At 73.2% G+C, this 24,065-nt stretch carries 21 protein-coding genes; 8 read left to right on the top strand and 13 right to left on the bottom strand.

What is annotated here, in order from left to right; translation table 11 throughout:
• Nucleotides 1–171 precede the first annotated feature (171 nt).
• Complete coding sequence (locus ABEB03_RS12355) at nucleotides 172–831, top strand: pyridoxine/pyridoxamine 5'-phosphate oxidase (protein WP_345646335.1); 660 nt, start codon at nucleotides 172–174, stop codon at nucleotides 829–831.
• Nucleotides 832–886: 55 nt separating this feature from the next.
• Here ABEB03_RS12355 and ABEB03_RS12360 read toward each other — a convergent pair whose 3' ends face one another.
• From ABEB03_RS12360 to ABEB03_RS12375, 4 genes are all read right to left on the bottom strand, one after another.
• The gene (locus ABEB03_RS12360; RefSeq protein ID WP_345646339.1) at nucleotides 887–1,792 is read right to left on the bottom strand and encodes a GNAT family N-acetyltransferase; all 906 of its coding nucleotides are present in this window, start codon (nucleotides 1,790–1,792) and stop codon (nucleotides 887–889) included.
• 82 nt (nucleotides 1,793–1,874) lie between these two features.
• Nucleotides 1,875–2,498 (bottom strand): GNAT family N-acetyltransferase, encoded by a 624-nt coding sequence (locus tag ABEB03_RS12365; protein ID WP_345646342.1) that lies wholly within the window; start codon nucleotides 2,496–2,498, stop codon nucleotides 1,875–1,877.
• A gap of 237 nt (nucleotides 2,499–2,735) precedes the next feature.
• Nucleotides 2,736–3,164: a Zn-ribbon domain-containing OB-fold protein gene (locus ABEB03_RS12370; RefSeq protein ID WP_345646345.1), complete on the bottom strand. Its 429-nt coding sequence runs from the start codon at nucleotides 3,162–3,164 to the stop codon at nucleotides 2,736–2,738.
• Nucleotides 3,161–3,613: a DoxX family protein gene (locus tag ABEB03_RS12375; protein ID WP_345646348.1), complete on the bottom strand. Its 453-nt coding sequence runs from the start codon at nucleotides 3,611–3,613 to the stop codon at nucleotides 3,161–3,163. Before ABEB03_RS12375 ends, ABEB03_RS12370 begins: the two co-directional genes overlap by 4 nt.
• 261 nt (nucleotides 3,614–3,874) lie before the next feature.
• Between ABEB03_RS12375 and ABEB03_RS12380 the strand changes: the two genes are divergently transcribed.
• The 4 genes from ABEB03_RS12380 (at nucleotide 3,875) to ABEB03_RS12395 (ending at nucleotide 10,306) form a co-directional block, all read left to right on the top strand.
• The gene (locus tag ABEB03_RS12380) at nucleotides 3,875–5,086 is read left to right on the top strand and encodes a flavin-containing monooxygenase (RefSeq protein WP_345646351.1); all 1,212 of its coding nucleotides are present in this window, start codon (nucleotides 3,875–3,877) and stop codon (nucleotides 5,084–5,086) included.
• A gap of 308 nt (nucleotides 5,087–5,394) precedes the next feature.
• Nucleotides 5,395–6,912: a flavin monoamine oxidase family protein gene (locus tag ABEB03_RS12385; RefSeq protein WP_345646354.1), complete on the top strand. Its 1,518-nt coding sequence runs from the start codon at nucleotides 5,395–5,397 to the stop codon at nucleotides 6,910–6,912.
• Nucleotides 6,913–7,125: 213 nt separating this feature from the next.
• Nucleotides 7,126–9,351, top strand: a complete 2,226-nt coding sequence (locus ABEB03_RS12390; RefSeq protein WP_345646357.1) for an acetate--CoA ligase family protein — start codon at nucleotides 7,126–7,128, stop codon at nucleotides 9,349–9,351.
• A 175-nt stretch (nucleotides 9,352–9,526) separates the two neighbouring features.
• Complete coding sequence (locus tag ABEB03_RS12395; RefSeq protein WP_425589223.1) at nucleotides 9,527–10,306, top strand: enoyl-CoA hydratase/isomerase family protein; 780 nt, start codon at nucleotides 9,527–9,529, stop codon at nucleotides 10,304–10,306.
• Nucleotides 10,307–10,393: 87 nt separating this feature from the next.
• Here ABEB03_RS12395 and ABEB03_RS12400 read toward each other — a convergent pair whose 3' ends face one another.
• Entirely contained in the window at nucleotides 10,394–11,362 is a 969-nt protein-coding gene (locus ABEB03_RS12400; protein ID WP_345646363.1) for a hypothetical protein, read from the bottom strand.
• A 218-nt stretch (nucleotides 11,363–11,580) separates the two neighbouring features.
• Between ABEB03_RS12400 and ABEB03_RS12405 the strand changes: the two genes are divergently transcribed.
• Nucleotides 11,581–12,201 (top strand): flavin reductase family protein, encoded by a 621-nt coding sequence (locus ABEB03_RS12405; protein WP_345646366.1) that lies wholly within the window; start codon nucleotides 11,581–11,583, stop codon nucleotides 12,199–12,201.
• Between the two features lie 117 nt (nucleotides 12,202–12,318).
• Here the strand turns inward: ABEB03_RS12405 and ABEB03_RS12410 are convergent, their stop codons facing one another.
• Nucleotides 12,319–13,644 (bottom strand): MFS transporter, encoded by a 1,326-nt coding sequence (locus ABEB03_RS12410; protein WP_345646369.1) that lies wholly within the window; start codon nucleotides 13,642–13,644, stop codon nucleotides 12,319–12,321.
• Nucleotides 13,645–13,715: 71 nt separating this feature from the next.
• On the opposite strand from ABEB03_RS12410, the gene ABEB03_RS12415 reads away from it, so the two are divergent.
• Nucleotides 13,716–14,759, top strand: a complete 1,044-nt coding sequence (locus ABEB03_RS12415) for a GlxA family transcriptional regulator (protein ID WP_345646372.1) — start codon at nucleotides 13,716–13,718, stop codon at nucleotides 14,757–14,759.
• 40 nt (nucleotides 14,760–14,799) lie between these two features.
• On the opposite strand, the gene ABEB03_RS12420 is transcribed toward ABEB03_RS12415, so the two are convergent.
• The 3 genes from ABEB03_RS12420 to ABEB03_RS12430 all read right to left on the bottom strand — a co-directional run bounded on the left by ABEB03_RS12420 (nucleotide 14,800) and on the right by ABEB03_RS12430 (nucleotide 18,018).
• Complete coding sequence (locus ABEB03_RS12420; protein ID WP_345646376.1) at nucleotides 14,800–15,849, bottom strand: Zn-dependent alcohol dehydrogenase; 1,050 nt, start codon at nucleotides 15,847–15,849, stop codon at nucleotides 14,800–14,802.
• Between the two features lie 77 nt (nucleotides 15,850–15,926).
• Nucleotides 15,927–17,075: an acyl-CoA dehydrogenase family protein gene (locus tag ABEB03_RS12425; protein ID WP_345646380.1), complete on the bottom strand. Its 1,149-nt coding sequence runs from the start codon at nucleotides 17,073–17,075 to the stop codon at nucleotides 15,927–15,929.
• A gap of 31 nt (nucleotides 17,076–17,106) precedes the next feature.
• The gene (locus ABEB03_RS12430; RefSeq protein ID WP_345646383.1) at nucleotides 17,107–18,018 is read right to left on the bottom strand and encodes an SDR family oxidoreductase; all 912 of its coding nucleotides are present in this window, start codon (nucleotides 18,016–18,018) and stop codon (nucleotides 17,107–17,109) included.
• Nucleotides 18,019–18,114: 96 nt separating this feature from the next.
• Between ABEB03_RS12430 and ABEB03_RS12435 the strand changes: the two genes are divergently transcribed.
• A complete protein-coding gene (locus tag ABEB03_RS12435; RefSeq protein ID WP_345646386.1) occupies nucleotides 18,115–19,050 on the top strand; it encodes a cyclase family protein in 936 nt (311 codons plus the stop codon).
• Nucleotides 19,051–19,778: 728 nt separating this feature from the next.
• On the opposite strand, the gene ABEB03_RS12440 is transcribed toward ABEB03_RS12435, so the two are convergent.
• The 4 genes from ABEB03_RS12440 to ABEB03_RS12455 form a co-directional block, all read right to left on the bottom strand.
• Complete coding sequence (locus tag ABEB03_RS12440) at nucleotides 19,779–20,240, bottom strand: ATP-binding protein (protein ID WP_345646389.1); 462 nt, start codon at nucleotides 20,238–20,240, stop codon at nucleotides 19,779–19,781.
• A gap of 479 nt (nucleotides 20,241–20,719) precedes the next feature.
• Nucleotides 20,720–21,640 carry an acyl-CoA dehydrogenase family protein gene (locus tag ABEB03_RS12445; RefSeq protein ID WP_345646392.1) on the bottom strand — a complete coding sequence of 307 codons (921 nt, stop codon included), beginning with the start codon at nucleotides 21,638–21,640 and terminating at the stop codon, nucleotides 20,720–20,722.
• Nucleotides 21,641–21,650: 10 nt separating this feature from the next.
• Nucleotides 21,651–22,805, bottom strand: coding sequence for an acyl-CoA dehydrogenase (locus ABEB03_RS12450; protein WP_345646395.1), 1,155 nt, complete (start codon nucleotides 22,803–22,805; stop codon nucleotides 21,651–21,653).
• Nucleotides 22,805–23,992: an amidohydrolase family protein gene (locus tag ABEB03_RS12455; protein ID WP_095935040.1), complete on the bottom strand. Its 1,188-nt coding sequence runs from the start codon at nucleotides 23,990–23,992 to the stop codon at nucleotides 22,805–22,807. Before ABEB03_RS12455 ends, ABEB03_RS12450 begins: the two co-directional genes overlap by 1 nt.
• Nucleotides 23,993–24,065: the final 73 nt, after the last annotated feature.

A 24,065-nucleotide genomic window follows, 5' to 3' on the forward strand; every position in this document is an offset into this window, starting at 1 on the left:
GACCGCGCCCCCGAGGCGGCCCCGGACCGGCCGGCGCGAGGCCGCCCCGGACAGGACCCTTCGGAACAGGGCCGGTTCGGTCGCGCGCACGGATCCCCCGCCCTCCCCTCGCTGAGCTCCGGCAGGCGGCCCAACCTACTGCCGCCGGGCACGGGGGCGATACTCACAGGCATGGAACCGGATCTTCATGAGCTGCTCAGGTCGCTGCGGGTGTGGGACACGGAGCTGCCCGGCTTCGCGCCGGACGAGGCGCCCGAGGAGCCGCTGCCCCTCTTCGTGAGCTGGTTCGCGGAGGCGGTGGCGGCCGGTCAGCCCGAGCCGCACACCATGTCGCTGGCGACGGCGGACGAGGAAGGGCTTCCGGACGTGCGGACCGTGATGCTGCACGGCGCGGACGCCGACGGCTGGGCGTTCGCGAGCCACGCGACGAGCCGCAAGGGCCGCCAGCTCGGGACCCGCCCGTACGCGGCCCTCGGCTTCTACTGGCCTGTCCAGGGCCGCCAGATCCGGCTGCGCGGGCCCGTCACGGCGGCCCCGCCCGAGGAGGGCCAGGCGGACCTGCACGCCCGTTCCACCGGCGCGCTGGCCGCCGCGCTGGTGGGCCGCCAGAGCGACGTACTGCCCTCGTACGAGGAACTGGAGCGCGCGTCCGACGCCGCCTGGGACCGGGCCGGCCGGGAGCCGGACGCCCCGGCCCCCACCTGGACGCTGTACCGCCTCCGCCCCGAGGAGGTGGAGTTCTTCCAGGGCGACGCCCGTCGCCGCCATGTGCGCCTTCTCTACCGCCGCACGACCTCGGGCGACTGGCTGAAGGAGCTGCTGTGGCCGTGAGGTCCGGGCGGCCGCCGCGGCCGTGCGGGTCGGGGAGCGGCTGTCGCCGTGCGGCTCAGGCGGTCGCCGCGGCCGTGAAGTCGTACACCGCGAAATCGGCGACGGCGCGATAGCCGATGCGCCGGTACAGCCCGGTGCTGGTCGGGTTGGCGAGATCGGCGAAGAGCAGGACGTCGTCGGCGCCGGAGTCCCGCGCGGCCCGGCTGACCTCCGCGGTGGCGGCGCCCGCGTAGCCACGGCCGCGCTGCTGCGGCGGTGTGAAGACGGGGCCGACGCGGACCTGTCCGGCGATCAGGGGGGTAACGCTCGCCATGGCGACCGGCCTGCCGTCGTCGGTCTCCCAGAGAGTGACGCCCCCGTAGGCCGCGCGGTCGTCGGCCCAGGCCCCGTGGTCCCGGTCGGCGTCCTCGCCGAGGAACTCGGCGAACTCCGCGCTCCACCGGACGACCTGCTCCCGGTCCGCCGCGGTCGCGACCCGCGCCCTGCCCGGCGGTGCCGGCGCCGGCACCGCCAGCGTGCCGAGGCGGTACAGCCGCTCGCTCCGGCGCAGCACGGCGCCGGCTCCCGTGCGCCGCTGCCAGGCCTCGGCGAACGCGGCCGCGGTGGTGCTGTCCCCGATCACGCCGGGCAGCCGGTGCCGCTCGTCGACGAGCCGGGCGGCGAGCGCGTCCGCGTCCCGGGCGGACAACCGCGTCAGGCTCAGCCCGTGCGGCGGCGTGCGGAAGAAGGCCGCCCGCACCGCCCCCTCCCGCTCCAGGAATCCGAAGACGGGCGCCTCCTGTCCGAACGCCCGGTGTCCGCGTCGGCGCAGCGCCGCCGTCACGGACAGCGCCACGGTGTGCAGCGCGGGCTCGGAGCGCAGGAAGTCCCCTGCCCGCCCGAGGAAACGCTCCAGGTCGTGGGTGACCTGCCAGTCGCGGGACGCGGCGGATGCGGCGGAGGAACGGGAAGCGGGGTCCATGCCCCATGGTCCCGCGGGCCGGCCACGCCCCGCCTCCGGTTTTCCGCGGCCCGCGGGCAGCGGCGGTGCCCCGGGGCGGATCTCACCGCGCGCCCCGCGCCAGGTCCGGGACCTCCGGTTCCGGATCGGTCGCGAGGCGGGCGTGCAGATGGCAGTCGCGGAAGGCGTCGTGGCGGCCCGCCTCGAACATCGCGCCGCGCAGCGTGCCCTCGTACCGGTAACCGCAGCGTTCGGCGATGTGGCAGGAGGCGTCGTGGCCGGCGGCATGGTCCAGTTCGAGGCGGTGCAGGGCCAGTTCGGTGAAGGCGAACCGGGTGGCCAGGTGCAGGGCGCGGGTGGCGACGTGCCGGCCGCGGGCCTCGGGGAGCACCCAGTAGCCGACCATGGCGCGGCGCATCACGTGGTCGATGGCGTTGATGCCGATGTGGCCGAGCGCGTCCCCGGTGTCCGGGTCGGTGACGTGGAAGGCGACGCCGGTGCCCTCCCGCGCGCTCTCGGCGCGCGAACGCAGCGATTCCCGGGCCGCGTCGACGTCCCGCACGAACTTGAGCGGCGTGTTCCAGCGCTGGAACTCCGGATCGGACAGCCCGCGGAGCCACGACGCGGCGTCGGCGTCGGACTCCGCGTCCCAGGGGCGCAGCCACAGGCCGTGACCACGCAGCTCGGGAAAGGGGTTCACTGCGTACTGCTGGTGGACGTTGCTCATCGGGCCATTCAATCCCCTCGCTCCGCACGGAGTCGTGGGGTTTGCTCGGATCCCGGTCCGTGCGGCCAGGGCCGCGGCGACCGGGGGCCTGGCACCCGTGGCCTCGGCGATCGCATCCGTGGTGACCAGGACCGTGGCGGCCACGACGGCGGCGACCCGGACCGTGGCGGCTGCGACGGGCGACCGGGACCGGGCCGGGCCGTCGCCGCCTCCGTCGGCGTCGACGTCGCCGCCCGCTCACACCGGGGGCCGGAACACGGGCACCCGCACCGCCCCCGCGTCCCGGAACGTCACCTCCAGCTCCATCCCCACCCGCAGGGCCGCGGGAAGGCACTGGACCACCTCGGTCATCATCCGCGGGCCCTCGGCGAGATCCACGACGGCGGCGGTGTACGGCACACGTCCGCCGAAGGGCGGGAGGTCGTTGCGGTGCACGACGGACCAGGTGTAGAGCGTGGCGCGCCCGCTCGCGGGCCGCCAGGCGACGTCCTCGCTCCAGCAGTGCGGGCAGAACTCCCGGGGATAGTGGTGCGCCCGGTCGCAGGCGGCGCAGTGCCGCAGCAGCAGCCGGCCCTCGGCCGCCGCGTCCCAGTACGGCCGGGTGAAGGCGTCCACCTCGGGAAGGTCGAACCGCGCGCCGGACGCGCCGCTCTCCGCCCCGCTCACCGGAAGAGCCCGAACGCGTCGTCCAGCGACCACGTCTGCCACGACATCCCGAACAGGGCGACCAGGGAGATCAGCGCCATCATCGAGTTCTGCCCCTGCTCGGCCCAGTCGTGGATCATGAGGACGAGGTAGAGCAGGTTCAGCAGGAGTCCGCCGACCAGCGCGACCGGCGTCAGCAGGCCGGTGACCAGCCCGAGTCCGAGGGCCAGTTCGGCGTAGACGACGACGTACGCCATCGTGCGCGGGCGCGGCGCGACGACCACGTCGAAGCCGGAGCGCACGGCGTTCCAGCGGTGCTTGGCCGCGACGTCCGCCGCCCAGGCGATCCCGGTGCCCCGCTCGAACCAGCCCTTCCTGTCCTTGTGCCGCCAGCTCTCCAGCCACCACAGGCCGAGCCCGATCCGGAGCACGGCCAGCCATTCCGCGCCACTGAGCCAGATGGTGTCCATGGCCGATCCTCCCGCCGCCCGCCCAGATCTGACGGTACGTCAGTTCAGCGCAAGCGTGCGGACCGCGCAAGAGGCGTGCACCGGCTCCGGCACGCAGTCCGCCGGACCGGCGCGACGCCGTCACCCGCTCCACACCCCCGCCACAACGAGGCCGCCTACGCCACCGGCCCCACCCACTCCTCCTACAGCCGTGATCAGTTCGCAACCGATTCCGGTCTTGACCGAGACCTATCAAGCTAAGTCGTGATTACGCTCGCGCTCATGGCCGACTCGACTGCTTCCTCGACACCCCGCACGGTGCCGTCCCACGAAGACCGCCCCGTGTACGTGATCGGCGGCGGCCCCGGCGGACTCGCGGCGGCGTACGCGCTGCGCGCCCAGGGCGTACGGGCCGTCGTGCTGGAGAAGTCCGACAAGGTCGGCGCCTCCTGGCGGCGCCACTACGACCGGCTGCACCTGCACACCACCCGGCGGCTGTCCGCGCTGCCCGGACTGCCCATGCCGCGCTCCTTCGGGCGCTGGGTGTCGCGCGACGACGTGGTGCGCTACCTGGAGAAGTACGCCGAGCACCACCAGCTGGAGATCGTCACCGGTGTCGAGGTCTCGCGCATCGAGCCCGCGCCGGGCGGCGACGGCTGGCTGCTGCGCGCCACCGGCGGACGCGAGCTGACCGGCAGCGCCGTGGTCGTCGCCACCGGCTACAACCACACGCCCCGCCTGCCCGACTGGCCCGGCCGGGACGACTACACCGGCGAGCTGCTGCACGCCGGGCAGTACCGCAACCCCACGCCCTACGCCGGCCGTGACGTCCTCGTCGTCGGCATCGGCAACACGGGTGCCGAGATCGCCGTGGACCTGGTGGAGGGCGGCGCCCGCCGGGTACGCCTGTCGGTCCGCACCGCACCGCACATCGTGCGCCGCTCCACCGCCGGGTGGGCCGCGCAGTTCACCGGGATCCTGGTCCGACGGCTGCCGGTGCGGCTCGTGGACCGGCTCGCCCGGCCGATGGCCCGGCTGAGCGTCCCCGACCTGTCGGCCCAGGGGCTGCCCCGCCCCGAGACCGGGCTCTACTCCCGCGTCAACGAGGGCTCCATCCCGGTCCAGGACGTCGGCCTCATCGACGCCGTCCGCAAGGGCAAGGTGGAGATCGTGGCCGCCGTGGACGGCTTCGAGGACGGCAAGGTGATCCTCGCCGACGGGCAGCGGATCGGCCCGGACGCGGTGATCGCCGCCACCGGTTACGTCCGCGCGCTGGAGGACGTCGTGGGTCACCTCGACGTACTCGACCCGCGCGGCCGCCCGGTCGTGCACGGCGCCCGCTCCCCGAAGGGCGCGCCGGGTCTCTACTTCACCGGCTTCACCAACCCCATCAGCGGCATGTTCCGCGAACTCGCCCTCGACGCCCGGAAGATCGCCAAGTCGGTCGCCCGCCACACGGCCACGGCGCGAGGATCCGCACCCGCCGCCCGCTGACCCGCCCACCCCGCCCGACGGCCTGGCCCCTGCCCCGGCGGTGCAGTCGAAGCCCGGCACCCGACGCCCGGCCCCTGCGCCCGCCGCTTCGCCGTCGCGTCCGCCCTCCGGGCCGCTCCGGCGTGCGGCAGCGGATGGGGAAGCAGCAGCAGGATCCTCAACTCCCCCACACACCAACTGTGTTACCCGCGCGTCAGATGTGGCGCCGGCGCTGTACCGATCCAGCCACGCGGGCCAGAATGCGAGCACTGCTCACTTTCCGGTTCCGGCTCCATCCACCTCTCGTGTTCGACTCGCATCGACGGAGGATGAACGTGGCACGTGAAAGACAGCTCACCCCCCGCCCGGCGGCCCGGCTCTCCCGGCGCTCGATCCTGGGCGGCGCCGCCGCGACGGGCGTGGCCCTCACCGGCGTGACCGCGGGCCCCGCCGCTGCCGCCACCACCGCCCGCGAGGCCGACGTCGCCGTCGTCGGCGGCGGGCTCGCCGGACTGACCGCGGCCCGCGACCTGGTGGCGGCGGGCCGGTCCGTGGTCGTCCTGGAGGCCCGCGACCGCGTCGGCGGCCGGGTGGTCAACCTGAAGCTGCCGAACGGCGGTGTCACCGAGGGCGGCGGCGAGTTCATCGGCCCCACCCAGGACCGCATCAAGGCCCTCGCCGACAGCCTGGGCGTGACGACCTTCACCACCTACAACACCGGCAAGAACCTGCTCTACAAGGACGGGAAGCGGACCCCGTACGCCACCGACGGCCTGCTCGGCTCGGTCCCTCCGGTCGACCTGGCGGGGCTCGCCAACGCCGCCGTCGTACAGGCCGAACTCGACGACATGGCCAAGCAGGTCCCCGTCGCCGCGCCGTGGACAGCGGCCAAGGCCGTGGAGTGGGACAAGCAGACCTTCGAGAGCTGGCTGAACGCCAAGGCCGTCGTCCCCTCGGCCAAGTTCCTCATCGACGTGGCCTGCACCTCCGTGTTCTCGGCGCAGCCGCGCGAACTCTCCCTGCTGTTCGTGCTGTTCTACATCGCCGCCGCCGGGAACGAGTCCAGCCCCGGCACCCTGGAGCGCCTGACCGAGACCGCGAACGGCGCCCAGGAGTCCCGCTTCGTCGGCGGCTCGCAGCAGGTGCCGGTCAAGCTCGCCGCGACCCTGGGCGACCGGGTGGTGCTCGGCGCCCCGGTACGCTCCATCACGCTCTCCGGCGGCAGATACCTGGTGGCCGCCGACGGGACGACGGTCACCGCGCGGCGCGTCGTCGTGGCGCTCCCGCCGCCGCTGGCCGCGCGCATCGCGTACGACCCGCTGCTGCCCGCCGACCGCGACCAGCTCTGCCAGCGGCTGCCGATGGGGTCGATCGGCAAGGCGATCGCCGTGTACGACACCCCGTTCTGGCGCGCCGACGGCCTGAACGGCCAGGTCGTCAGCGACACCGGCACCGTCCGCTCCACCTTCGACAACTCGCCGCCCGACGCCTCCTACGGCGCCCTGATGGGCTTCATCGAGGCCGACGAGATGCGCGCGTCCGACAGCGCGACGGTCGACGAGGTGAAGGCCGCCGTACTGAAGGACTACGCGGTGTACTTCGGCGACAAGGCCAAGTCCCCCACCTCCTTCGTGCTCCAGCGCTGGGACAACGAGGGGTACTCGCGCGGCGGCCCGGTCGCCTACGCCCCGCCCGGGGTGCTCACCGAGTACGGCCCGGCCCTGCGCAGGCCCGTCGGCGGCATCCACTGGGCCGGCACCGAGACCTCCACTTACTGGAACGGCTACATGGACGGCGCCGTCCGCTCCGGCGAGCGCGTGGCGAAGGAGGTCCTGGCGGCGCTGTGACGGTTCCGCCCGGCCGGGCGGCGGGTACGAACCACGTACCCGCCGCACCCCCGCACGCGCCTCCCGCCGAGCCACCAGGTCCGAGGCCGCACCATCGCACCCCGTCCTCGCGCACAGCCTTTGCCTGCACAACGGTTCCTGACGCGGCGTCAGTTGCGTAATCTGACACTGCGTCAGTTAGAAGTTGGCTGTCACACAGGAGCGGGCGGACCGATGCTTGGATCAACCCACGGCACCCTCACCACCGACTCCCGCCGGGCCCGGGTCATCGCCTGCGGCGAGCAACCCTCGCCGGTCGTGCACGGCCGGCCGGCCGAGGTCGACGACCTGGACGTCAGCGGGCGTCCGCTGTACGCCGACGTCCCCGATCTGGACCGCTTCTTCCGTCCCGAGTCCGTGGCCGTGGTCGGCGCCTCGGACACCGAGGGACGGCCCAACACCGGCATCACCAGGCAGCTCATCGCCTGGGCGGAGCGGGTCGGCGCCCGGCTGCACCCCGTGCACCCGACCCGCCGGTCCGTCTTCGGCATCCCCTGCTTCCCCTCCGTCGCCGACCTGCCCGAGCAGGTCGATCTCGCCGTGCTGCTCGTCGGCGACCCCCTCCCCGTCATCGAGGAACTGGCCCAGGCCAAGGTGAGGTTCGCCGTCGCCTTCGCCTCCGGATTCGCCGAGACCGGGGCCGACGGCGCCGAGGCGCAGGACCGTCTCGCGGACGCCGTCCGACGCTCCGGGCTCCGCCTGCTCGGCCCCAACACGAACCTCAACGCCTTCGAGAACTTCCGCGAGGACCTCGCGGGTCCGGCGATCGCGCTCATCACCCAGTCGGGGCACCAGGGACGCCCGGTGTTCGCCATGCAGGAGCTGGGCGTCCGGCTCTCCCACTGGGCGCCCACCGGCAACGAGGCCGACCTGGAGACCGCCGACTTCATCTCCTACTTCTCCGAACAGCCCGGCATCGGGGCCATCGCCTGCTACGTCGAGGGCCTGAAGGACGGCCGTTCCTTCCTGCTCGCCGCGGACCGCGCGGCCCGGCGCGGGGTGCCCGTCGTCGCGGTCAAGGTCGGCCGCACCGAGACCGGCGCCCGCACGGCCGCCTCGCACACCGGCAAGCTGACCGGGGCCGACGCCGTGGTGGACGCGGCCATGCGGCAGTACGGAGTGATCCGCGTCGACGGGCTCGACGAGCTCCAGGACACCGCCGCCCTGCTGGCACGGGCGCGCACCCCGCACGCCGACGGCGTCGTCGTCTATTCGATCTCGGGCGGCACGGGCGCGCACTTCGCGGACCTGGCGAGCGAGGCCGGGCTCGCGCTGCCCACGCTGTCCGAGGAGAAGCAGGCCGAGCTGCACCAGTGGATACCCGACTACCTGAACGTCGCCAACCCCGTCGACAACGGCGGACATCCCGTGGGCGACTGGCGCGGCCGGAAGATCATCGACGCGATCCTCGCCGACCCTTCCGTGGGGGTGCTCATCTGCCCCATCACCGGCCCCTTCCCGCCGATGAGCGACAGGCTCGCCCGGGATCTGGTGGACGCTGCGGAGCAGACGGACAAGCTGGTGTGCGTGGTGTGGGGGTCGCCGGTCGGAATGGAGGCCGCCTACCGCGAGACGCTGCTCGGGTCCTCGCGGGTCGCCACCTTCCGCACCTTCGCCAACTGCATCACCGCCGTCCGCGCCCACCTGGACCACCACCGGTTCGTCTCGGCCTACCGCTCCCCCTTCGACGAGGCGCCCCGCACGCCCTCGCCCTCCTTCCGCAAGGCGCAGGCGCTGATGCGCCCCGGCCAGCAGCTGAGCGAGCACGCGGCCAAGCAGCTGCTGCGCGCCTACGGCATCAGGGTGCCGCGCGAGCAACTGGTGACCAGCGCGGCGGCGGCCGTACGGGCGGCGAGTCTGGTCGGCTACCCGGTCGTCATGAAGGCCTCCGGCGCGCAGATCGCCCACAAGACCGAACTCGGCCTGGTCAAGGTGGGGCTGACCTCCGCCAGCCAGGTCCGCGACGCCTATCGCGAGCTGACCGACATCGCGCGCTACGAGGGGATCTCGCTCGACGGTGTGCTCGTGTGCCAGATGGTCGAGCGGGGTGTCGAGATGGTCGTCGGCGTCACCCACGACCCGCTCTTCGGGCCGACCGTGACCGTGGGACTCGGCGGTGTGCTCGTCGAGGTGCTGCGGGACACGGCCGTGCGCGTGCCGCCCTTCGGTGAGGACCAGGCGCGGGCGATGCTGTCCGAGCTGCGGGGGCGGGCCCTTCTCGACGGGGTGCGCGGTGGGCCGCCGGTGGACGTCGACGCGCTGGTCGAGGTCGCTCTGCGGGTGCAGCGGATGGCCCTCGAACTCGGCGACGACGTCGCGGAGCTGGACATCAATCCGCTGATGGTGCTGCCGCGCGGTCAGGGCGCGGTGGCGCTGGACGCCATGGTGGTCTGCCACTGACCGGCCCGCCGCACGGCCCACCGTCCCCCGCACGCATCGGAGCACCCCCATGTCCGACTCCCCCCGCCGATCCCCGGCATCCCGTCGGTCCGCCGGGCCGCGTGAAACGCCTGAACCGCGCGAGGCACGCGAACCGTCGAAAACAGCCGACCCGTCAGGAAATCCCCTCGACTCATTGATACTTCACTCCACTGACAACGCCGTCTCGTGGATCACCCTCAACCGGCCCGAGGCGATGAACGCCCTCACCTGGGACCAGCGGGAACGGGTGATCGCGCTGCTCACCGGGGCGTCCGCCGACCCCGCCGTGCGGGCCGTCGTGATCACCGCGCGGGGGCGCGGCTTCTGCGCGGGCGCGGACCTGCGCGGCGGCCCGCCCGCCGGGGAGCGGGTCGCCGGCGACGTCGCCCGGACGATCCGGCTCGGCGCGCAGCGCCTGATCGCCGCCGTCCTCGACTGCGAGAAGCCGGTGATCGCGGCCGTCAACGGCACGGCGGCCGGGATCGGCGCGCACCTCGCCTTCGCGTGCGACCTCGTGCTCGCGGCGGAACCGGCCCGGTTCATCGAGGTGTTCGTGCGCCGCGGTCTAGTCCCCGACGGCGGCGGCGCCCATCTGCTGCCGCGGCTCGTCGGTCCGCAGCGCGCGAAGGAGCTGATGTTCTTCGGCGACGCGCTGACGGCCGCGGACGCGGAGCGGATCGGGCTCGTCAACAGGGTCGTGCCGCCGGACGACCTGGAGAAGACCGCACGCGAGTGGGCGGAGCGGCTCGCCGCCGGCCCGACCCGGGCGCTGGCCCTCACCAAGCAGTTGGTCAACGCCTCCCTCGACACCGACCGGGCGACGGCCTTCGCCGCGGAGGCGGCCGCGCAGGAGATCAACATGACGACGGCGGACGCCGTCGAAGGCGTCACGAGCTTCGTGGAACGGCGCGCCCCCCGCTTCGAGGGCCGCTGACCCGCCGGCATCAGCCGTCGGCCGCTCAGCATCAGCCGTCGACCGTCTCGGCATCCGCCGTCGGCCCGGCGGCGGACAGCCCCTCCCTTAGTCGCGGGTCAGTATGCGCAGGTCGCCGCTGTCCGGGTCGCCGAAGAGCACGAACAGTTCGGGGCCGCTCTCGCTGCCGCCGATGGTCCAGTAGGTGTCGTGGCCGCAGTCCTTGACGCGTACGACGACGCCGTCCCGCACCTCGGGCCCGTTCTCGCCCGCGTAGGGGTCGTAACGGCCCTCGGTGTCCAGGAACCAGCTGCCCGTCCCGTCGCAGCGGGTGAAGTCCCGCTTCGCGACGTCGTCGAACTCGGGCTCGGCGGGCAGCTTCGTGAGGTCGGCGCGGCCGTCGGACCGCAACCGCAGCACCGCGCCGCCGTCGCCGTGCCAGACCCCGACGAGCTGTGCGGTGGTCAGCGTCGGGGGCTCGTACTCCTCGATGAGGCCCGTGGACAGCCCCACCGCTCCGGCCGTCGCGACCAGGGCGCATGCCGCGAGGGCGGCGAGCGCGGAGCGGGACCAGACGCGACGGACGCGTGACGCGCGGCCGGTGGCGCGCGCCCGCCGCCGGACGTGGCCGACGCCCAGCGCGGGCAGGATCCCGGAGGCGGCGAGGAGCAGGACCGGTGCGCCGGTGGGTGAGAGGCCGCCGAGAGTGACGGCGACGGCGGCCCACAGGGCGCCCAGGAGGATCACGGACGCCAGGTGCCGGACGGTCTCGCGACCGGGGGCGCGCCGGGTCGTCAGCCGGGCCAGCGTCGCGGCCGGCATCGTGTGCACGGCCGCGTGCAGCATGCCGAGCGCGGCGAGCAGCAGCGGGCCGAGGACGACCATGCACAGCAGGCCCGCGGCGGCGAGTGCGCCGCCGGTCCCGGCCCCGTGACTGTCGTCGTCGAACGTCCCGACCCACCAGACCGTGGCGGCCACCGCGAGCTGTACGGCACAGACCGCGGCGGCGGCGTTCAGTTCGGCGTTCTCCCATGTCAGCCGCGGATGCCTGGGCCGACCCGTGTCTCCCCACCCCATGGGCGAAAGATACGCGCCCGGTGCGTGACGGCACACGAGGGGTTCGCCGACCGCCCCGGCCCGCACGCCGGCCCCCACCGGACCCGCCCACCCGGCCCCGCCACCGTTCGGCATCGCTCCCCGGCCCCTGTCCGCCCCCCGCGCCTCCCGTCCCGTCCCCCCTTCCGTCAGCCCACCCCTTCCAATCTGACGAACCGTCAGCTTCAATGGGGAATGTGATGGGACACGCAGGGATGGCCGCAGCCGCCGTCCGCTACCTCCGGTCGGCCGGGGCCCCTACCGCCGCGGGGCCCGTCGAGGCGCTGCCGCGCCCGGACCTGCGCGCGGTCGGCGACGACGAACGCGCGTCGGTCGACCAGTCCGAGTTCCGCCGGGTGCTGGGGAACTTCGCGAGCGGCGTCACCGTGGTCACCGCCCCGGACGCCGGGGCGACGGATCACGAGGCACCGGCGGGGCCCGCGGGTTTCGCCTGCCAGTCCTTCGCCTCGCTCTCCCTCGATCCCCCGCTGGTCTGCTTCATGGTCGGCCGTACGTCGACGACCTGGCCGCGGATCGCCCGCGCGGGAGTCTTCTGCGTGAACGTCCTCGGGGCCCACCAGGGCGAGCTGTGCCGCGGCTTCGCGGTGAGCGGCGCGGACAAGTTCGCCGGGGTCGCGTACGACGCGGCGCCGGTCTCCGGCTCGCCGCGGCTCGCGGGGGCCGCGGCCTGGATCGACTGCACGATCCACGCGGTGCACACCGGCGGGGACCATCTGATCGTGGTGGGCCGGGTGGACGCCCTCGGCACCGGCGACGACGACGCGGCACCGCTGCTCTTCCACAAGGGCCGCTTCCTCTAGAACACGACCGGTACGCGAACGCGACCGGCATACGGCCCACGGCCGGCACGCGGACCGCCACCGACACCGGAGCCGCGGCCCTCCCATGGGACCGCGGCTCTCAGGCACCCCCGACCGTCACGCGAGCGCGGCTGCGGGTGCGCCCGTCGCCGGACGCCTGCGCCGGATCACCAGCGCCATCAGCGCCGCCGCCGCGCACAGCGCGCCCGAGGCGTACCAGACCACGTCGTACGAGCCGAAGGTGTCCCGCGCGACACCGCCGAGGAAGGCGACGAGGGCGGCGCCGACCTGGTGGGAGGCGAGGACCCAGCCGAAGACGATGGCACTGTCCTCGCCGTACTGCTCGCGGCACAGGGCCAGCGTGGGCGGGACCGTGGCGACCCAGTCGAGGCCGTAGAAGACGATGAAGAAGATCATCGGCGGGTGCACGTTCGGGGCGAGGAGCATCGGCAGGAACAGCAGCGAGATGCCGCGCAGCGCGTAGTACACGGCCAGCAGCCTGCGGGGCTCGAAGCGGTCGGTGAACCAGCCCGAGGCGATCGTGCCGACGACGTCGAAGACACCGATGACCGCGAGGAGCGAGGCGGCCGCCGTGACGGGCATGCCGTGGTCGTGGGCCGCGGGCACGAAGTGGGTCTGCACGAGGCCGTTCGTGGAGGCGCCGCAGATCGCGAAGGTTCCGGCGAGCAGCCAGAAGGGTCCCGTGCGGACGGCGGAGAGCAGGACGGCCACCGCGCGCCGGGCGGCTCCGCGCACCGGCTCGGGCTTCGGCACGAACTCCGTGGCCCCGTACGGCTTCTGGCCCACGTCCGCCGGATGGTCGCGCAGCAGCAGCCACACGAAGGGGACGACCGCGAGGGCGGCGAGGGAGACGGTGACCGCGGCCGGACGCCAGTCGTGCTCCTCGACGATCCAGGACAGCACCGGCAGGAAGATCAGCTGGCCGGACGCCGAGGCGGCCGTCAGGATGCCCGTCACCAGGCCCTTGCGCGCGGTGAACCAGCGGTTGGTGACCGTCGCGGCGAAGGCCAGGGCCATCGAGCCGGAGCCCAGGCCCACGAGCAGGCCCCAGCACAGCAGCAGTTGCCAGGCCGCCGTCATCCACACGGTGAGACCGGAGCCGAGCGCGATCACCGTCAGCGCGACGGCGACCACGCGCCGGATGCCGAAGCGGTCCATCAGCGCGGCGGCGAACGGCGCCGTCAGCCCGTACAGCGCGAGGTTGACCGAGACGGCGGCTCCGATCGTGCCGCGCGACCAGTGGAACTCCTGGTGCAGCGGATCGATCAGCAGTCCCGGCAGCGAGCGGAAAGCCGCCGCGCCGATGATCGTCACGAAGGTGACGGCGGCGACGAACCAGGCGCGGTGGACGCGGTGGGTGCCAAAGGGGCGTGCGGGTCGGGGGTCCTCGACGGGCGCGGCGGCTTCGGTTGTCTGGGTCACGACATAGAGCTTCGGGGACGGGCTGCGCGCGAACCACTGGCCCGAGAGACAGCATTCGTTAGGATCGGGCCATGACCGAACAGCAGGCACCGCACCGGCGGCACCGCGTCGCCATCCTCGCGCTCGACGGCCTGATGCCCTTCGAGCTGGGCATCCCGCAGCGGATCTTCGGCAAGGCACAGGACGCCGAGGGCCGGCCCCTGTACGAGGTCGTCACCTGCTCGGTCCGGGCGCCCGGCCCGATCGAGACGGACGCCGACTTCGCCGTCCTCGTCGCGAACGGACCGGAGGCGCTCGACACCGCCGACACCGTGGTGGTCCCCACGTCGTACGAGCTCGGCCCGGTCTACGAGGACGGCGTCCTCACCCCCGAGCTGGCCTCGGCCTTCGCCCGCATCCGCCCCGGCACCCGGCTCGTCTCCATCTGCATCGGCGGCTACGTCCTCGCCGCCGCCGGCCGGCTCGACGGGCGCCCCGCCACCACGCACTGGATGCACGCCGACCACTTCCAGCAGCTCTTCCCGAGGATCCGGGTCGACCCGGACGTCCTGTTCGTCGACGACGGCGACGTCCTCACCTCCGCCGGGGTCGCGGCCGGGATCGACCTCTGCCTCCATCTCGTACGCCGGGACCACGGTGCCGCCGTCGCCAATGAGGTGGCCCGCCGCACGGTCGTACCGCCGCACCGCGACGGCGGCCAGGCGCAGTACATCCAGCGCCCGGTCCCGGAGGCGCAGGCGGCCACCACCACCGCGGCCCGCGCCTGGGCGCTCGGCCGCCTGCACGAGCCGATCCAGCTGCGCGACATGGCCGAGCAGGAGGCCATGTCGGTGCGCACCTTCACGCGCCGCTTCCGCGAGGAGGTCGGCGTCAGCCCCGGGCAGTGGCTCACCCAGCAGCGCGTCGAACGGGCCAGGCATCTGCTGGAGTCCAGCGACCTGTCCATCGACCAGGTGGCGCGGGACGCGGGCTTCGGCACGGCGCAGTCGATGCGCCAGCACCTCCAGACGGTGCTCGGGGTCACGCCCACCGTGTACCGGCGGACGTTCCGGGCGGGGAGCACCGGGCCCGGCGGCGACGGCGACTCCCTCACGCCGTCCGCGCCGGGCCGGTGAGCGGGGCGGCGGCCGACGCCCGGTCGCGGCGCCCGGGGCGCTAGAAGGTCAGCACCGCCCTCGCCACCCTCCCCTGGTGCGCGTCCTCCGCGGCCTTGTCGAAGTCCTCCACCGGGTACGTCGCCGTGACCAGCTCGTCCAGCAGCAGGCGGCCCTCGCGGTACAGCTCCGCGTAGAGCGCGATGTCGCGCTGCGGGCGGGAGGAACCGTAGCGGCAGCCCAGGATCGACTTGTCCAGGAACAGGGACGAGACGAGGAAGGACGCCTCGGCCGTCGCCGGCGGCACCCCGAGCAGCACCGCCTGCCCATGGCGGTCGAGCAGGTCGACGGCCTCGCGGACGAGTTCGACCCTGCCGACGCACTCGAAGACGTGGTCGGCGCCGGTCGGCAGGATGTCCTTCACCCGCTCCGTCGAGGACAGGAAGTGCGTCGCGCCGAACCGGCGGGCGGCGGACTCCTTCGCCGGGTTGGCGTCGACCGCGACGACCTTCAGGGCGCCCGCGATCCGCGCACCCTGCAGCACGTTGAGACCGATGCCGCCGGTGCCGATCACCACGACGCTGTCGCCCCGGTCCACCCGTGCGCGGTTGAGGACCGCGCCGACACCGGTCAGGACCCCGCAGCCGATGAGCGCGGCGGACGTCAGCGGGATGTCCTCGGGGATCCGGACCGCCTGCACCGCCTTCACGACCGTGCGTTCCGCGAAGGCCGAGTTGGCGGCGAACTGGTACAGCGGCCGCCCGGCCCGCGTGAACGGCTGCCGCGGCATCCCGATCGCCTTGCGGCACATCGTCGGCCGCCCCCGGTCGCACTCCGCGCAGGCACCGCAGTTGGCCAGCGTGGACAGTGACACATGGTCGCCCGGCCTGACGTGGGTGACGCCGTCGCCGACCTGCTCCACCACGCCGGCGCCCTCGTGGCCGAGCACCACGGGCACGGGGAACGGGATGGTCCCGTCCACCACGGAGAGGTCGCTGTGGCAGAGTCCGGCCGCGGAGAGGGCGACCCGCACCTCGCCGGGACCCGGCTCCCGTACCTCCAGGTCGTCCACGACCTGGGTCTGCTTCCCGTCGAAGATCACGCCTCGCATCGCGCCGTGCTCCCCTCTGTCCCGGGCCGCCACCGGGTTCCGGTCCCGGGGCCGTCCCGTGGGTTCGTGTCCCGGGGCTATCCCCTGGGCTCCTTCGGCAGGCCGAGCACGCGCTCGGCGATGATCGTGCGCTGCACCTCGTCCGAACCGCCGTAGACGGTGTCGGCCCGGCTGAACAGGAACAGGTGCTGAAGCGCGTCCAGTTCGTACGGTGCCGCCGCCGACCAGTCCACCGGCCCCACCGCCGCCGCGGCCCCCCGTACCCGCACCGCCAGTTCGCCGAGCCGCCGGTGCCAGCCGCCCCACAGCAGCTTCGCCACGCTGGGCGCCCCGGTGCCGCCCGCGTCCGGCCCGCCGAGCGTGCGCAGGGCGTTCCAGCGCATGGTGCGCAGCTCGGCCCACTGGCGTACGAGCAGGTCGCGCACGACGGGATCGGTGGCCGCTCCGGTCGCCACGGCCGTCTCCACCACGCGCCCCAACTCCTCGGCGAACCCGATCTGCTGGGCCAGTGTGGAGACTCCCCGCTCGAAGCCGAGGAGGCTCATCGCGACGCGCCAGCCGTCGCCCTCGCCGCCGACCAGGTGCTCGGCGCGCGCCACCGCCCCGTCGAAGAAGACCTCGTTGAACTCGCTCGTGCCGGTGAGCTGCCGGATGGGGCGGACCTCGACACGGCCGGGCTGGTCCATCGGGACGAGCAGGAAGGACAGGCCGTGGTGGCGGACGGAGCCGGCACCGGTACGGGCCAGCACGAAGCACCAGTCGGCCTCGTGGGCCAGCGAGGTCCAGATCTTCTGCCCGGTGACGCGGTACGAGCCGCCGTCCCGCACGGCCGCGGTACGCACGGCGGCGAGGTCCGAGCCCGCGCCCGGCTCGCTGTAGCCCTGGCACCAGAGTTCGTCGCCGCGGGCGACGGGCGGCAGGAAACGGGACTTCTGCTCCGGTGTGCCGTGCGCGACCAGGGTCGGGGCGAGCAGGTTCTCCCCGATGTGCCCCGAACGGGCGGGCGCCTTCGCGCGGGCGTACTCCTCGGCCCAGACGACCTGCTGGATCAGGCTCGCCCGCCGATTGCCGTACCCGTCCTCGCCCCAACCGAGGCCGATCCAGCCGCCCCGGCCGAGCTCCCGCTCCCAGTCCCGGCGCTCGGGCCGGCCCGTGAGGTGCGCCGCCAGCCACGCCCGCGCCTCGTGCCGGAACTCCTCTTCCTCGGCGCCGAATCCGAACTCCATGCGCGCTCCCCCTCTCCGGCCGCCAGGGCCCTCACGCGTTCGGCCGCGCCTTGTCGGCCGCCGCCCGCGCCATGGCCTCGACCTGTTCCAGCAGCGGCATCGGGTCGACGCCCACGGTGCCCGGCAGGAAGTCGGCGATCCGCTCGGGGGTCCAGGTGCCGTCCGCGTACCCGGCGCGCAGTTCGCGGGGCTGCGCCCACACCGCGATCTTGGGACCGGCGATCGTGTACACCTGGCCGGTGATCCGGGCCTCGCGCGCCCGGTCGGACAGCAGGTAGACGACGAGCGCGGCGACGTCCTCCGGCTCGCCGATCTCCTTGAGTTCCATGGGGACGCCCGCGGACATGCGGGTCCGGGCGACCGGCGCGACCGCGTTGGCCGTCACTCCGTACTTGTGCAGCCCCAGCGCCGCGCTGCGGACGAGCGAGATGATCCCGCCCTTCGCGGCGCTGTAGTTGGCCTGCGAGACGGACCCCTGGTGGTTGCCGCTGGTGAAGCCGATCAGGGTGCCCGAGCCCTGTCTGCGCATCACCGCGGAGGCGGCCCGGAACAGCGTGAACGTGCCCTTCAGATGGGTGGCGACCACCGGGTCCCACTCCTGCTCGGACATGTTGAACAGCATCCGCTCGCGCAGGATGCCCGCCACGCACACCACGCCGTCGATCCGTCCGTACGACGCGAGCGCGGTGTCCACGACGCGCTGCCCGCCCGTCATGGTCGAGATGTCGTCGGCGACCGCCACCGCGTCCCCGCCGGCCGCCTCGATCTCCTTGACGACGGCCTCGGCGACCGAACTGGTGGGCTCGGCGCCCTCGACGGACACGCCGTAGTCGTTGACGACGACCCGCGCGCCCGCCGCCGCGGCGGCGAGGGCGACGGCCCGGCCGATCCCCCGTCCGCCGCCCGTGACGGCGACGACCTTGCCTGCCAAGAAGTTCCCCACGCCCGGCCCCTTCCCGCAGTTTCTGACGGTCCGTTAGATTCAACTCGGATTCTACGACCCGTCAGATACCTGGAGACAAGCCCCCGGGGAGGACTCATGTCGCAGCCGGCGCTCCGTCCGGAGTTCCACGAGATCTCCAAGCGCGTGAACAACTGGGGCCGTTGGGGGTCGGACGACGAGATCGGGACGCTGAACCTGATCACCGACGAGGTCGTACGACAGGCCGCCGCGACCGTGCGCTCGGGACGCCGTGTGCCACTGGCGCTGCCCCTGAGGCAGGACGGCGTACAGACCGGCATGATCCCGGGACGTGTCAATCCGCTGCACGTCATGGTGCAGATCAACCAGGAGCTCTTCGGCCCCGGGACCGTCGCGTGCAGCGACGACGCCGTGACCATGGGACTCCAGGCGGGCACCCACTGGGACGCGCTCACCCATGTCTCCCACTCGGGGAAGATCTACAACGGCCGCCCGGCCGACACGGTCACCCCGCACGGCGGCGCCGAGTTCGGCGGGATCGACAAGCCGCGGCACATCGTCTCCCGGGGTGTCCTGCTCGACGTCGCGCGGGCGCGGGGCGTGGAGCGCCTCGACGGCGGGCACGCCGTGACGCCCGACGACCTGGACGCCGCCGAGGAACTGGCGGGCACGCGGGTCCGGGCGGGCGACATCGTCCTGGTGCGCACGGGCCAGATCCAGGTGTATCTCGCCGGGGACAAGCACGCGTACGGCTATCCCTCACCGGGTCTGTCGGTGCACACCCCGGAGTGGTTCCACGCACGCGACGTCGCGGCGGTCGCGAACGACACCCTCACCTTCGAGATCTTCCCGCCCGAGATCGAGGACCTGTGGCTGCCCGTGCACGCGCTCGATCTGGTCGAGATGGGGATGCTCCAGGGCCAGAACTGGAATCTCGAAGAGTTGTCCACAGCCTGTGGAGAAGAAGGGCGCTACGCGTTCCTGCTGTCGGCCATGCCCGAGCCCTTCGTCGGCGGCACGGGGACTCCGGTGGCACCGGTCGCGGTGCTCTGAGGGCCGTCCGTCACACCGCACGGCGGCCGGCCACCGGCCGCCACCGCGAAGCGAGACGCCCCGAGGCAGGCCGGTAACCGCCTTCGACCTGCGCCGGCCGCCGTCGGGAACCACCCTCCGCCCGCGTCGACCGCCGTCCCGAACCACCGCGGACCTGGATCGGCTGGCGGCGCGTCACTGCGCGCCCCGAGCACGGCACTGCGCGCCGCCATCCGGCTCCGGCGTACCCGCCCTGCTCCTCCTGACCCGGGGAGGAGCCGACGCCGAATGCGACTCACACTCGCCGAGGGCTCCCGTCACCGGAACCCTCGCCGTCCCCTCGCGGCGAATCGCTGACCACAAGCGTGATCAAACGGACATGACACGTCAACACCCGTTCGGCGGTTCATCCCTGTACATCCCTGTTTGCGACAGCACGAACGGAAGCACACCCCGGCGCATTCGGCCGCGACCGCGGCCCGGCACCGCGGGTCCGTGCGCATGTGCCCGCATCGTGCTCCCCGCGCTCCGGACGGGGCGGACCGGCCGCGTCGGACCGGCGAAGCCGGCGATACGGAGCATCGAGGGGCACGGCGGCGCGGCGGCGGCACATCACGGCACGGCGAGCTCGGCACGACGAAGGTGCTCACGGCCCCGCAGCCCCGACGCGACCCCGGCTGCGCGCAGTGGGCGGCACGGGTGGCCCGGGAGACGGACCCTGGACCGTCGTCCGGCCCGGGAGGCAGACCCTAGACCGCCTCGTACGCGAAGTCCTCGTAGCCCGGATAGGCGGCACCCGACGAGGCTCCCGGTGCGCAGCGGTCCACCTCGCACCAGATGCGCTTGCCTGCGCCTTCGGGGTTCCAGCCCCAGCGGTCCGCCAGTCCGTCGACGAGTTCCAGGCCGCGGCCGTTGGTCTCGTCACCCTCGGCATGGCGGGGGATCGGGGGCCGGGCACTGGTGTCGGCCACCTCCAGGCGGACGGTGGCCGCCTCGCACCCGCCCGGCAGGGACAGCCGCAGCACGGCCGGACAGCCGGTGTGCACCACGGCGTTGGTGACGAGTTCGGAGACGAGCAGGATCAGCGTCTCGGCGAGCGGTTCATCGGCCCCTATGCCGGACCCGGCGAGCCTCGACCTGGCCCATCGCCGGGCTCGCCCCACCTCCGCGGGGTCGGGCCGGATCTCCAGCTGCACTTGAAGCACCTGCACCGCTCACACCATCCGAACCGGCGGACACATCGCCTCGCGCCTCACAAGGGCCACGATCGTAGCCATTTTCTGCATGGCCAGAACAAGGATCACGGAACGTGATTCCCTTACGAGACAGCATGGTTGACGTACAGTCACCCCAACAAGCGCTTCGGGCATATTCCAGCGCGAAGGAGTACGCGTGCGGCATACTGTGCGACGCTCGCCATGGGGAGTCGAACAGGCGGGCTCGGGGGCCCGACCCGCCTCACGAGCGGCATGCATCGCCGGATCCGGCGCCGCCTCGCGGGCAACACCGGGATGGCTCGGCCTCAGAACCACTCGCATCCCACACAAGGTACCCGAGCCCGGCGCCGACTCCAGGCCGTGACAAGTCACGCCTAGGACACAACCCGATATCAACGCTCCGTAATTCCGGTATGCCACGATCCGCGACATTTCTTGGCCTCTTCCCGTGACATGCCTGCCCAGGGGGCCTTTCAGGCGATCGTCGCGGAAAGGTCACCGGACAGAATCTCCTCACTCTCGGTAGCGCCGCCCGCACGGTACGTCCGCACCCAGGCCCGCTTCAGATGGAGGTGGACGTCGGACTCCCAGGTGAAGCCCATGCCGCCGTGCACCTGGAGGCAGTCGCGGGCGCCGCGCACGGCGGCCTCGTCGGCGAGCAGCCGAGCCGCGGCGACGTCCACCGGATCTCCGGTCACGGCGGCCGCGTAGACGGCCGCGCGCGCCACCTCCGTCCGCACCAGCATCTGCGCGCACAGGTGCTTCACCGCCTGGAAGGCGCCGATCGGCTGTCCGAACTGCTCGCGCGTCCGGGCGTGTTGCACGGCCAGCTCGCAGGTGCGGGCGGCGCTGCCCAGCTGCTCCGCGGCGGTGAGGAGCGAGGTGAGGAGCCGCGCGACGCCGTCCCGGCCCGCCTCGCGGCCGTCCGCACGGTCCCGGCCCGGGGACGCGGGCACCCGGTGCAGCGGGGTGAGCGGGTCCACCGAGGCCAGTGGTTCGGCGCCCGCCGTGTCCCCGCGTACCGCGTCGGCCGCCTCCAGCCACTCCACGAGACCTCCGTCGACGGCGGTCACCACCGTCTCGCCGGCGGCGGCACCGGCCACGGACCCCGCCGCGAGGTGCGTCGCGATCAGTGGTCCGGGCAGCAGCACCCGTCCCGCCTCCTCGAAGACGAGCACCGCTTCCGGAAGGCCCAGCCCGACACCGCCCTCGGCCTCCGGCAGCCGCAGGGCGAAGAACCCGGCCTCGCCGAGTTCGCGCCACAGGGCCCGGTCCAGGCGCGGCGGCCCGTCGTCGACGGCGGCGCGCAGTGCGTCGCGGCCGAAGCGTGCCGCCAGCCGCTCCCGTACGCCGGACCGCAACGCCTGCTGGTCGTCCGTGAGTTGGAAGTCCATGGCGCGCCGCTCACCGTCCCTTGGGGAGGCCGAGGATGCGCTCGGCCACGATGTTCTGCTGGATCTGCGAGGTGCCCGCCGCGATCGTGTACGACAGCGACGAGAGCCGGTCGAGGGTCCACTCCTGCCCGAGGTCGAGCGCCTCGGGGCCGAGCACCTCGGCCGCGGCGTCGTACAGCTCCTGGCGCGCGTGCGAGTAGCGCAGCTTGAAGACCGAGCCGCCTACGCCGGGCACCGCCCCCGTCCGCTGCGCCTCGCCGACGTTCCACTGGGTGAGCCGCCACAGTGCGCGGAACTCGGCGTTCAGCCTGCCCAGGCGGCGGCGCAGCACGGCGTCGTCCCAGCGCCCGTTCTCGCGTGCCCGGCGGGCCAGGGCGCCCAGCACCCGGCGGCAGGCGACGACCTCTCCGACGAAGGCGGTGCCCCGCTCGTAGGACAGCGTCACCATGGTGACCCGCCAGCCGTCGTTCTCGGCGCCGACGCGGTGGCCCACGGGGACGCGCACCTCGTCGAGGAAGACCTCCGCGAACTCGGTGGAGCCCGCGAGGGTGCGCAGCGGCCGGACGGTGATGCCCGGCGCGTCCATGGGCAGGGCGAGCCAGGTGATGCCCCGGTGCCTGGGGGCGTCGGGGTCCGTGCGGACGAGCAGCTCGCACCAGTCCGCGACCTCCGCGTGCGAGGTCCAGATCTTGGACCCGCTCACCACGTACTCGTCGCCGTCGCGCCACGCGCGGGTGCGCAGCGCCGCGAGGTCGGAGCCCGCGTCCGGCTCGCTGAAGCCCTGGCACCAGACCTCCTCGCCGCGCAGCACGGGCGGCAGCCAGCGCGCCCGCTGCCCGGCGGTGCCCTCGGAGACGATGGTCGGCCCGGCGTGCAGCAGCCCGACGAAGTTGGCCCCCACGTAGGGGGCGCCCGCCTTCTCCGTCTCCTCCAGGTAGATGAGGTGCTGCGTCGGGGTGGCGCCCCGGCCGCCGGCGTCGACGGGCCAGTGCAGTCCGGCGTACCCGGCGTCGTACAGCATCCGCTGCCAGCCGAGGTCGTAGGCCCGTCTGCCCGGCCAGTCGTCGGGGGACGGCTTCGCGGGCAGGGTCGGGAGCGCCTTGGCGAGCCACTCGCGCAGCCGGGCCCGGAACTCCTCCTCCTCGGGAGTGTGGTCCAGGTCCACTACAGGTCCAGGTCGAGCATGCGGATCGCGTTGCCGCGCATCAGTTTGTGGATCGTCTCGTCGTCCAGGCCCTTCACGTGGTCGAGGGCGACCTCCTTGGTGTGCGGGAAGGTCGAGTCGACGTGCGGGTAGTCGGTCTCGAAGGTGGCGTTGTCCCGTCCGACGACGTCGAGGGACGCGACTCCGTGCTTGTCGCGGAAGAAGCAGCAGAAGATCTGCCGGTAGTAGTACGTCGACGGGGGTTCCGGGATCGTGTCCCGGACGCCGCCCCAGGCGCGGTGTTCCTCCCACACGTCGTCGGCGCGTTCCAGGGCGTACGGGATCCAGCCCATCTGGCCTTCGGAGTAGGCGAGTTTGAGCTGCGGGAACTTGACGAGGACCCCGGAGAAGAGGAAGTCCATCATCGAGGCCATCGCGTTGTTGAAGGACAGCGAGGCCTGCACGGCGGGCGGGGCGTCCGGGGACGCGGCGGGCATCTGGCTGCTCGACCCGATGTGCATGTTCACGACCGTGCCGGTCTCCTGGCAGACGGCGAAGAACGGGTCCCAGTAGCCGGAGTGGATGGACGGCAGTCCCAGGTAGGTGGGGATCTCGGAGAAGGTCACGGCCTTCACGCCGCGGGCGGCGTTGCGCCGGATCTCGGCGACCGCGAGGCCGACGTCCCACAGCGGGATCAGGCAGAGCGGGATGAGCCGGCCGCCGCTGTCGCCGCACCACTCGTCGACCATCCAGTCGTTGTAGGCGCGCACGCAGGCCAGGGCCACCTCCTTGTCGTGCGCCTCGGCGAAGGTCTGACCGCAAAAGCGCGGGAAGGTCGGGAAGCAGAGGCTGGCCTCGACGTGGTTGAGGTCCATGTCCCGGAGCCGTTCGGCGGGGTCCCAGCAGCCGCGCCGCATCTCCGCGCGGGTGATGCCCTCCAGCGTCATCTCGTCGCGGTCGAAGCCGACGGCGGCGATGTTGCGCTTGTACGGGAACTTGAGGTCCTCGTAGATCCACCAGTCGGTGGGCGGGCCGTCCGGGTCCATCGTGATCTGGTACTTGCCGCCCACGTAGGCGAGTTCACCGATGCCGGCGGTCAGCGGCTTCGGCCCCCGGTCGTGGTACTTCCGCGGCAGCCAGGTCTCGAAGAGGTGCGCGGGCTCGATCACGTGGTCGTCGACGCTGATGATGCGGGGCAGTTCGGTCATGGTTCCCCTCCGCCTGGCGAACTTATCTGATGACCCGTCAGATCTCTCGACACAAGCAGGCTAGCCCCGCACC

The sequence above is a fragment of the Streptomyces siamensis genome (assembly GCF_039543605.1).
GTDB classification, from domain to species: domain Bacteria; phylum Actinomycetota; class Actinomycetes; order Streptomycetales; family Streptomycetaceae; genus Streptomyces; species Streptomyces siamensis.

Excerpts from the sequence above, each read along its gene's own strand:
- ABEB03_RS12380 (WP_345646351.1), top strand. The coding sequence starts at position 3,875 with ATGGCCGACTCGACTGCTTCCTCGACACCCCGCACGGTGCCGTCCCAC.
- ABEB03_RS12385 (WP_345646354.1), top strand. The coding sequence starts at position 5,395 with ATGAACGTGGCACGTGAAAGACAGCTCACCCCCCGCCCGGCGGCCCGG.
- ABEB03_RS12425 (WP_345646380.1), bottom strand. The coding sequence starts at position 17,075 with ATGGAGTTCGGATTCGGCGCCGAGGAAGAGGAGTTCCGGCACGAGGCG.
- ABEB03_RS12365 (WP_345646342.1), bottom strand. The coding sequence starts at position 2,498 with ATGAGCAACGTCCACCAGCAGTACGCAGTGAACCCCTTTCCCGAGCTG.
- ABEB03_RS12445 (WP_345646392.1), bottom strand. The coding sequence starts at position 21,640 with ATGGACTTCCAACTCACGGACGACCAGCAGGCGTTGCGGTCCGGCGTA.
- ABEB03_RS12405 (WP_345646366.1), top strand. The coding sequence starts at position 11,581 with ATGGGACACGCAGGGATGGCCGCAGCCGCCGTCCGCTACCTCCGGTCG.
- ABEB03_RS12435 (WP_345646386.1), top strand. The coding sequence starts at position 18,115 with ATGTCGCAGCCGGCGCTCCGTCCGGAGTTCCACGAGATCTCCAAGCGC.
- ABEB03_RS12390 (WP_345646357.1), top strand. The coding sequence starts at position 7,126 with ATGCTTGGATCAACCCACGGCACCCTCACCACCGACTCCCGCCGGGCC.
- ABEB03_RS12420 (WP_345646376.1), bottom strand. The coding sequence starts at position 15,849 with ATGCGAGGCGTGATCTTCGACGGGAAGCAGACCCAGGTCGTGGACGAC.
- ABEB03_RS12400 (WP_345646363.1), bottom strand. The coding sequence starts at position 11,362 with ATGGGGTGGGGAGACACGGGTCGGCCCAGGCATCCGCGGCTGACATGG.
- ABEB03_RS12375 (WP_345646348.1), bottom strand. The coding sequence starts at position 3,613 with ATGGACACCATCTGGCTCAGTGGCGCGGAATGGCTGGCCGTGCTCCGG.
- ABEB03_RS12415 (WP_345646372.1), top strand. The coding sequence starts at position 13,716 with ATGACCGAACAGCAGGCACCGCACCGGCGGCACCGCGTCGCCATCCTC.
- ABEB03_RS12455 (WP_095935040.1), bottom strand. The coding sequence starts at position 23,992 with ATGACCGAACTGCCCCGCATCATCAGCGTCGACGACCACGTGATCGAG.
- ABEB03_RS12360 (WP_345646339.1), bottom strand. The coding sequence starts at position 1,792 with ATGGACCCCGCTTCCCGTTCCTCCGCCGCATCCGCCGCGTCCCGCGAC.
- ABEB03_RS12355 (WP_345646335.1), top strand. The coding sequence starts at position 172 with ATGGAACCGGATCTTCATGAGCTGCTCAGGTCGCTGCGGGTGTGGGAC.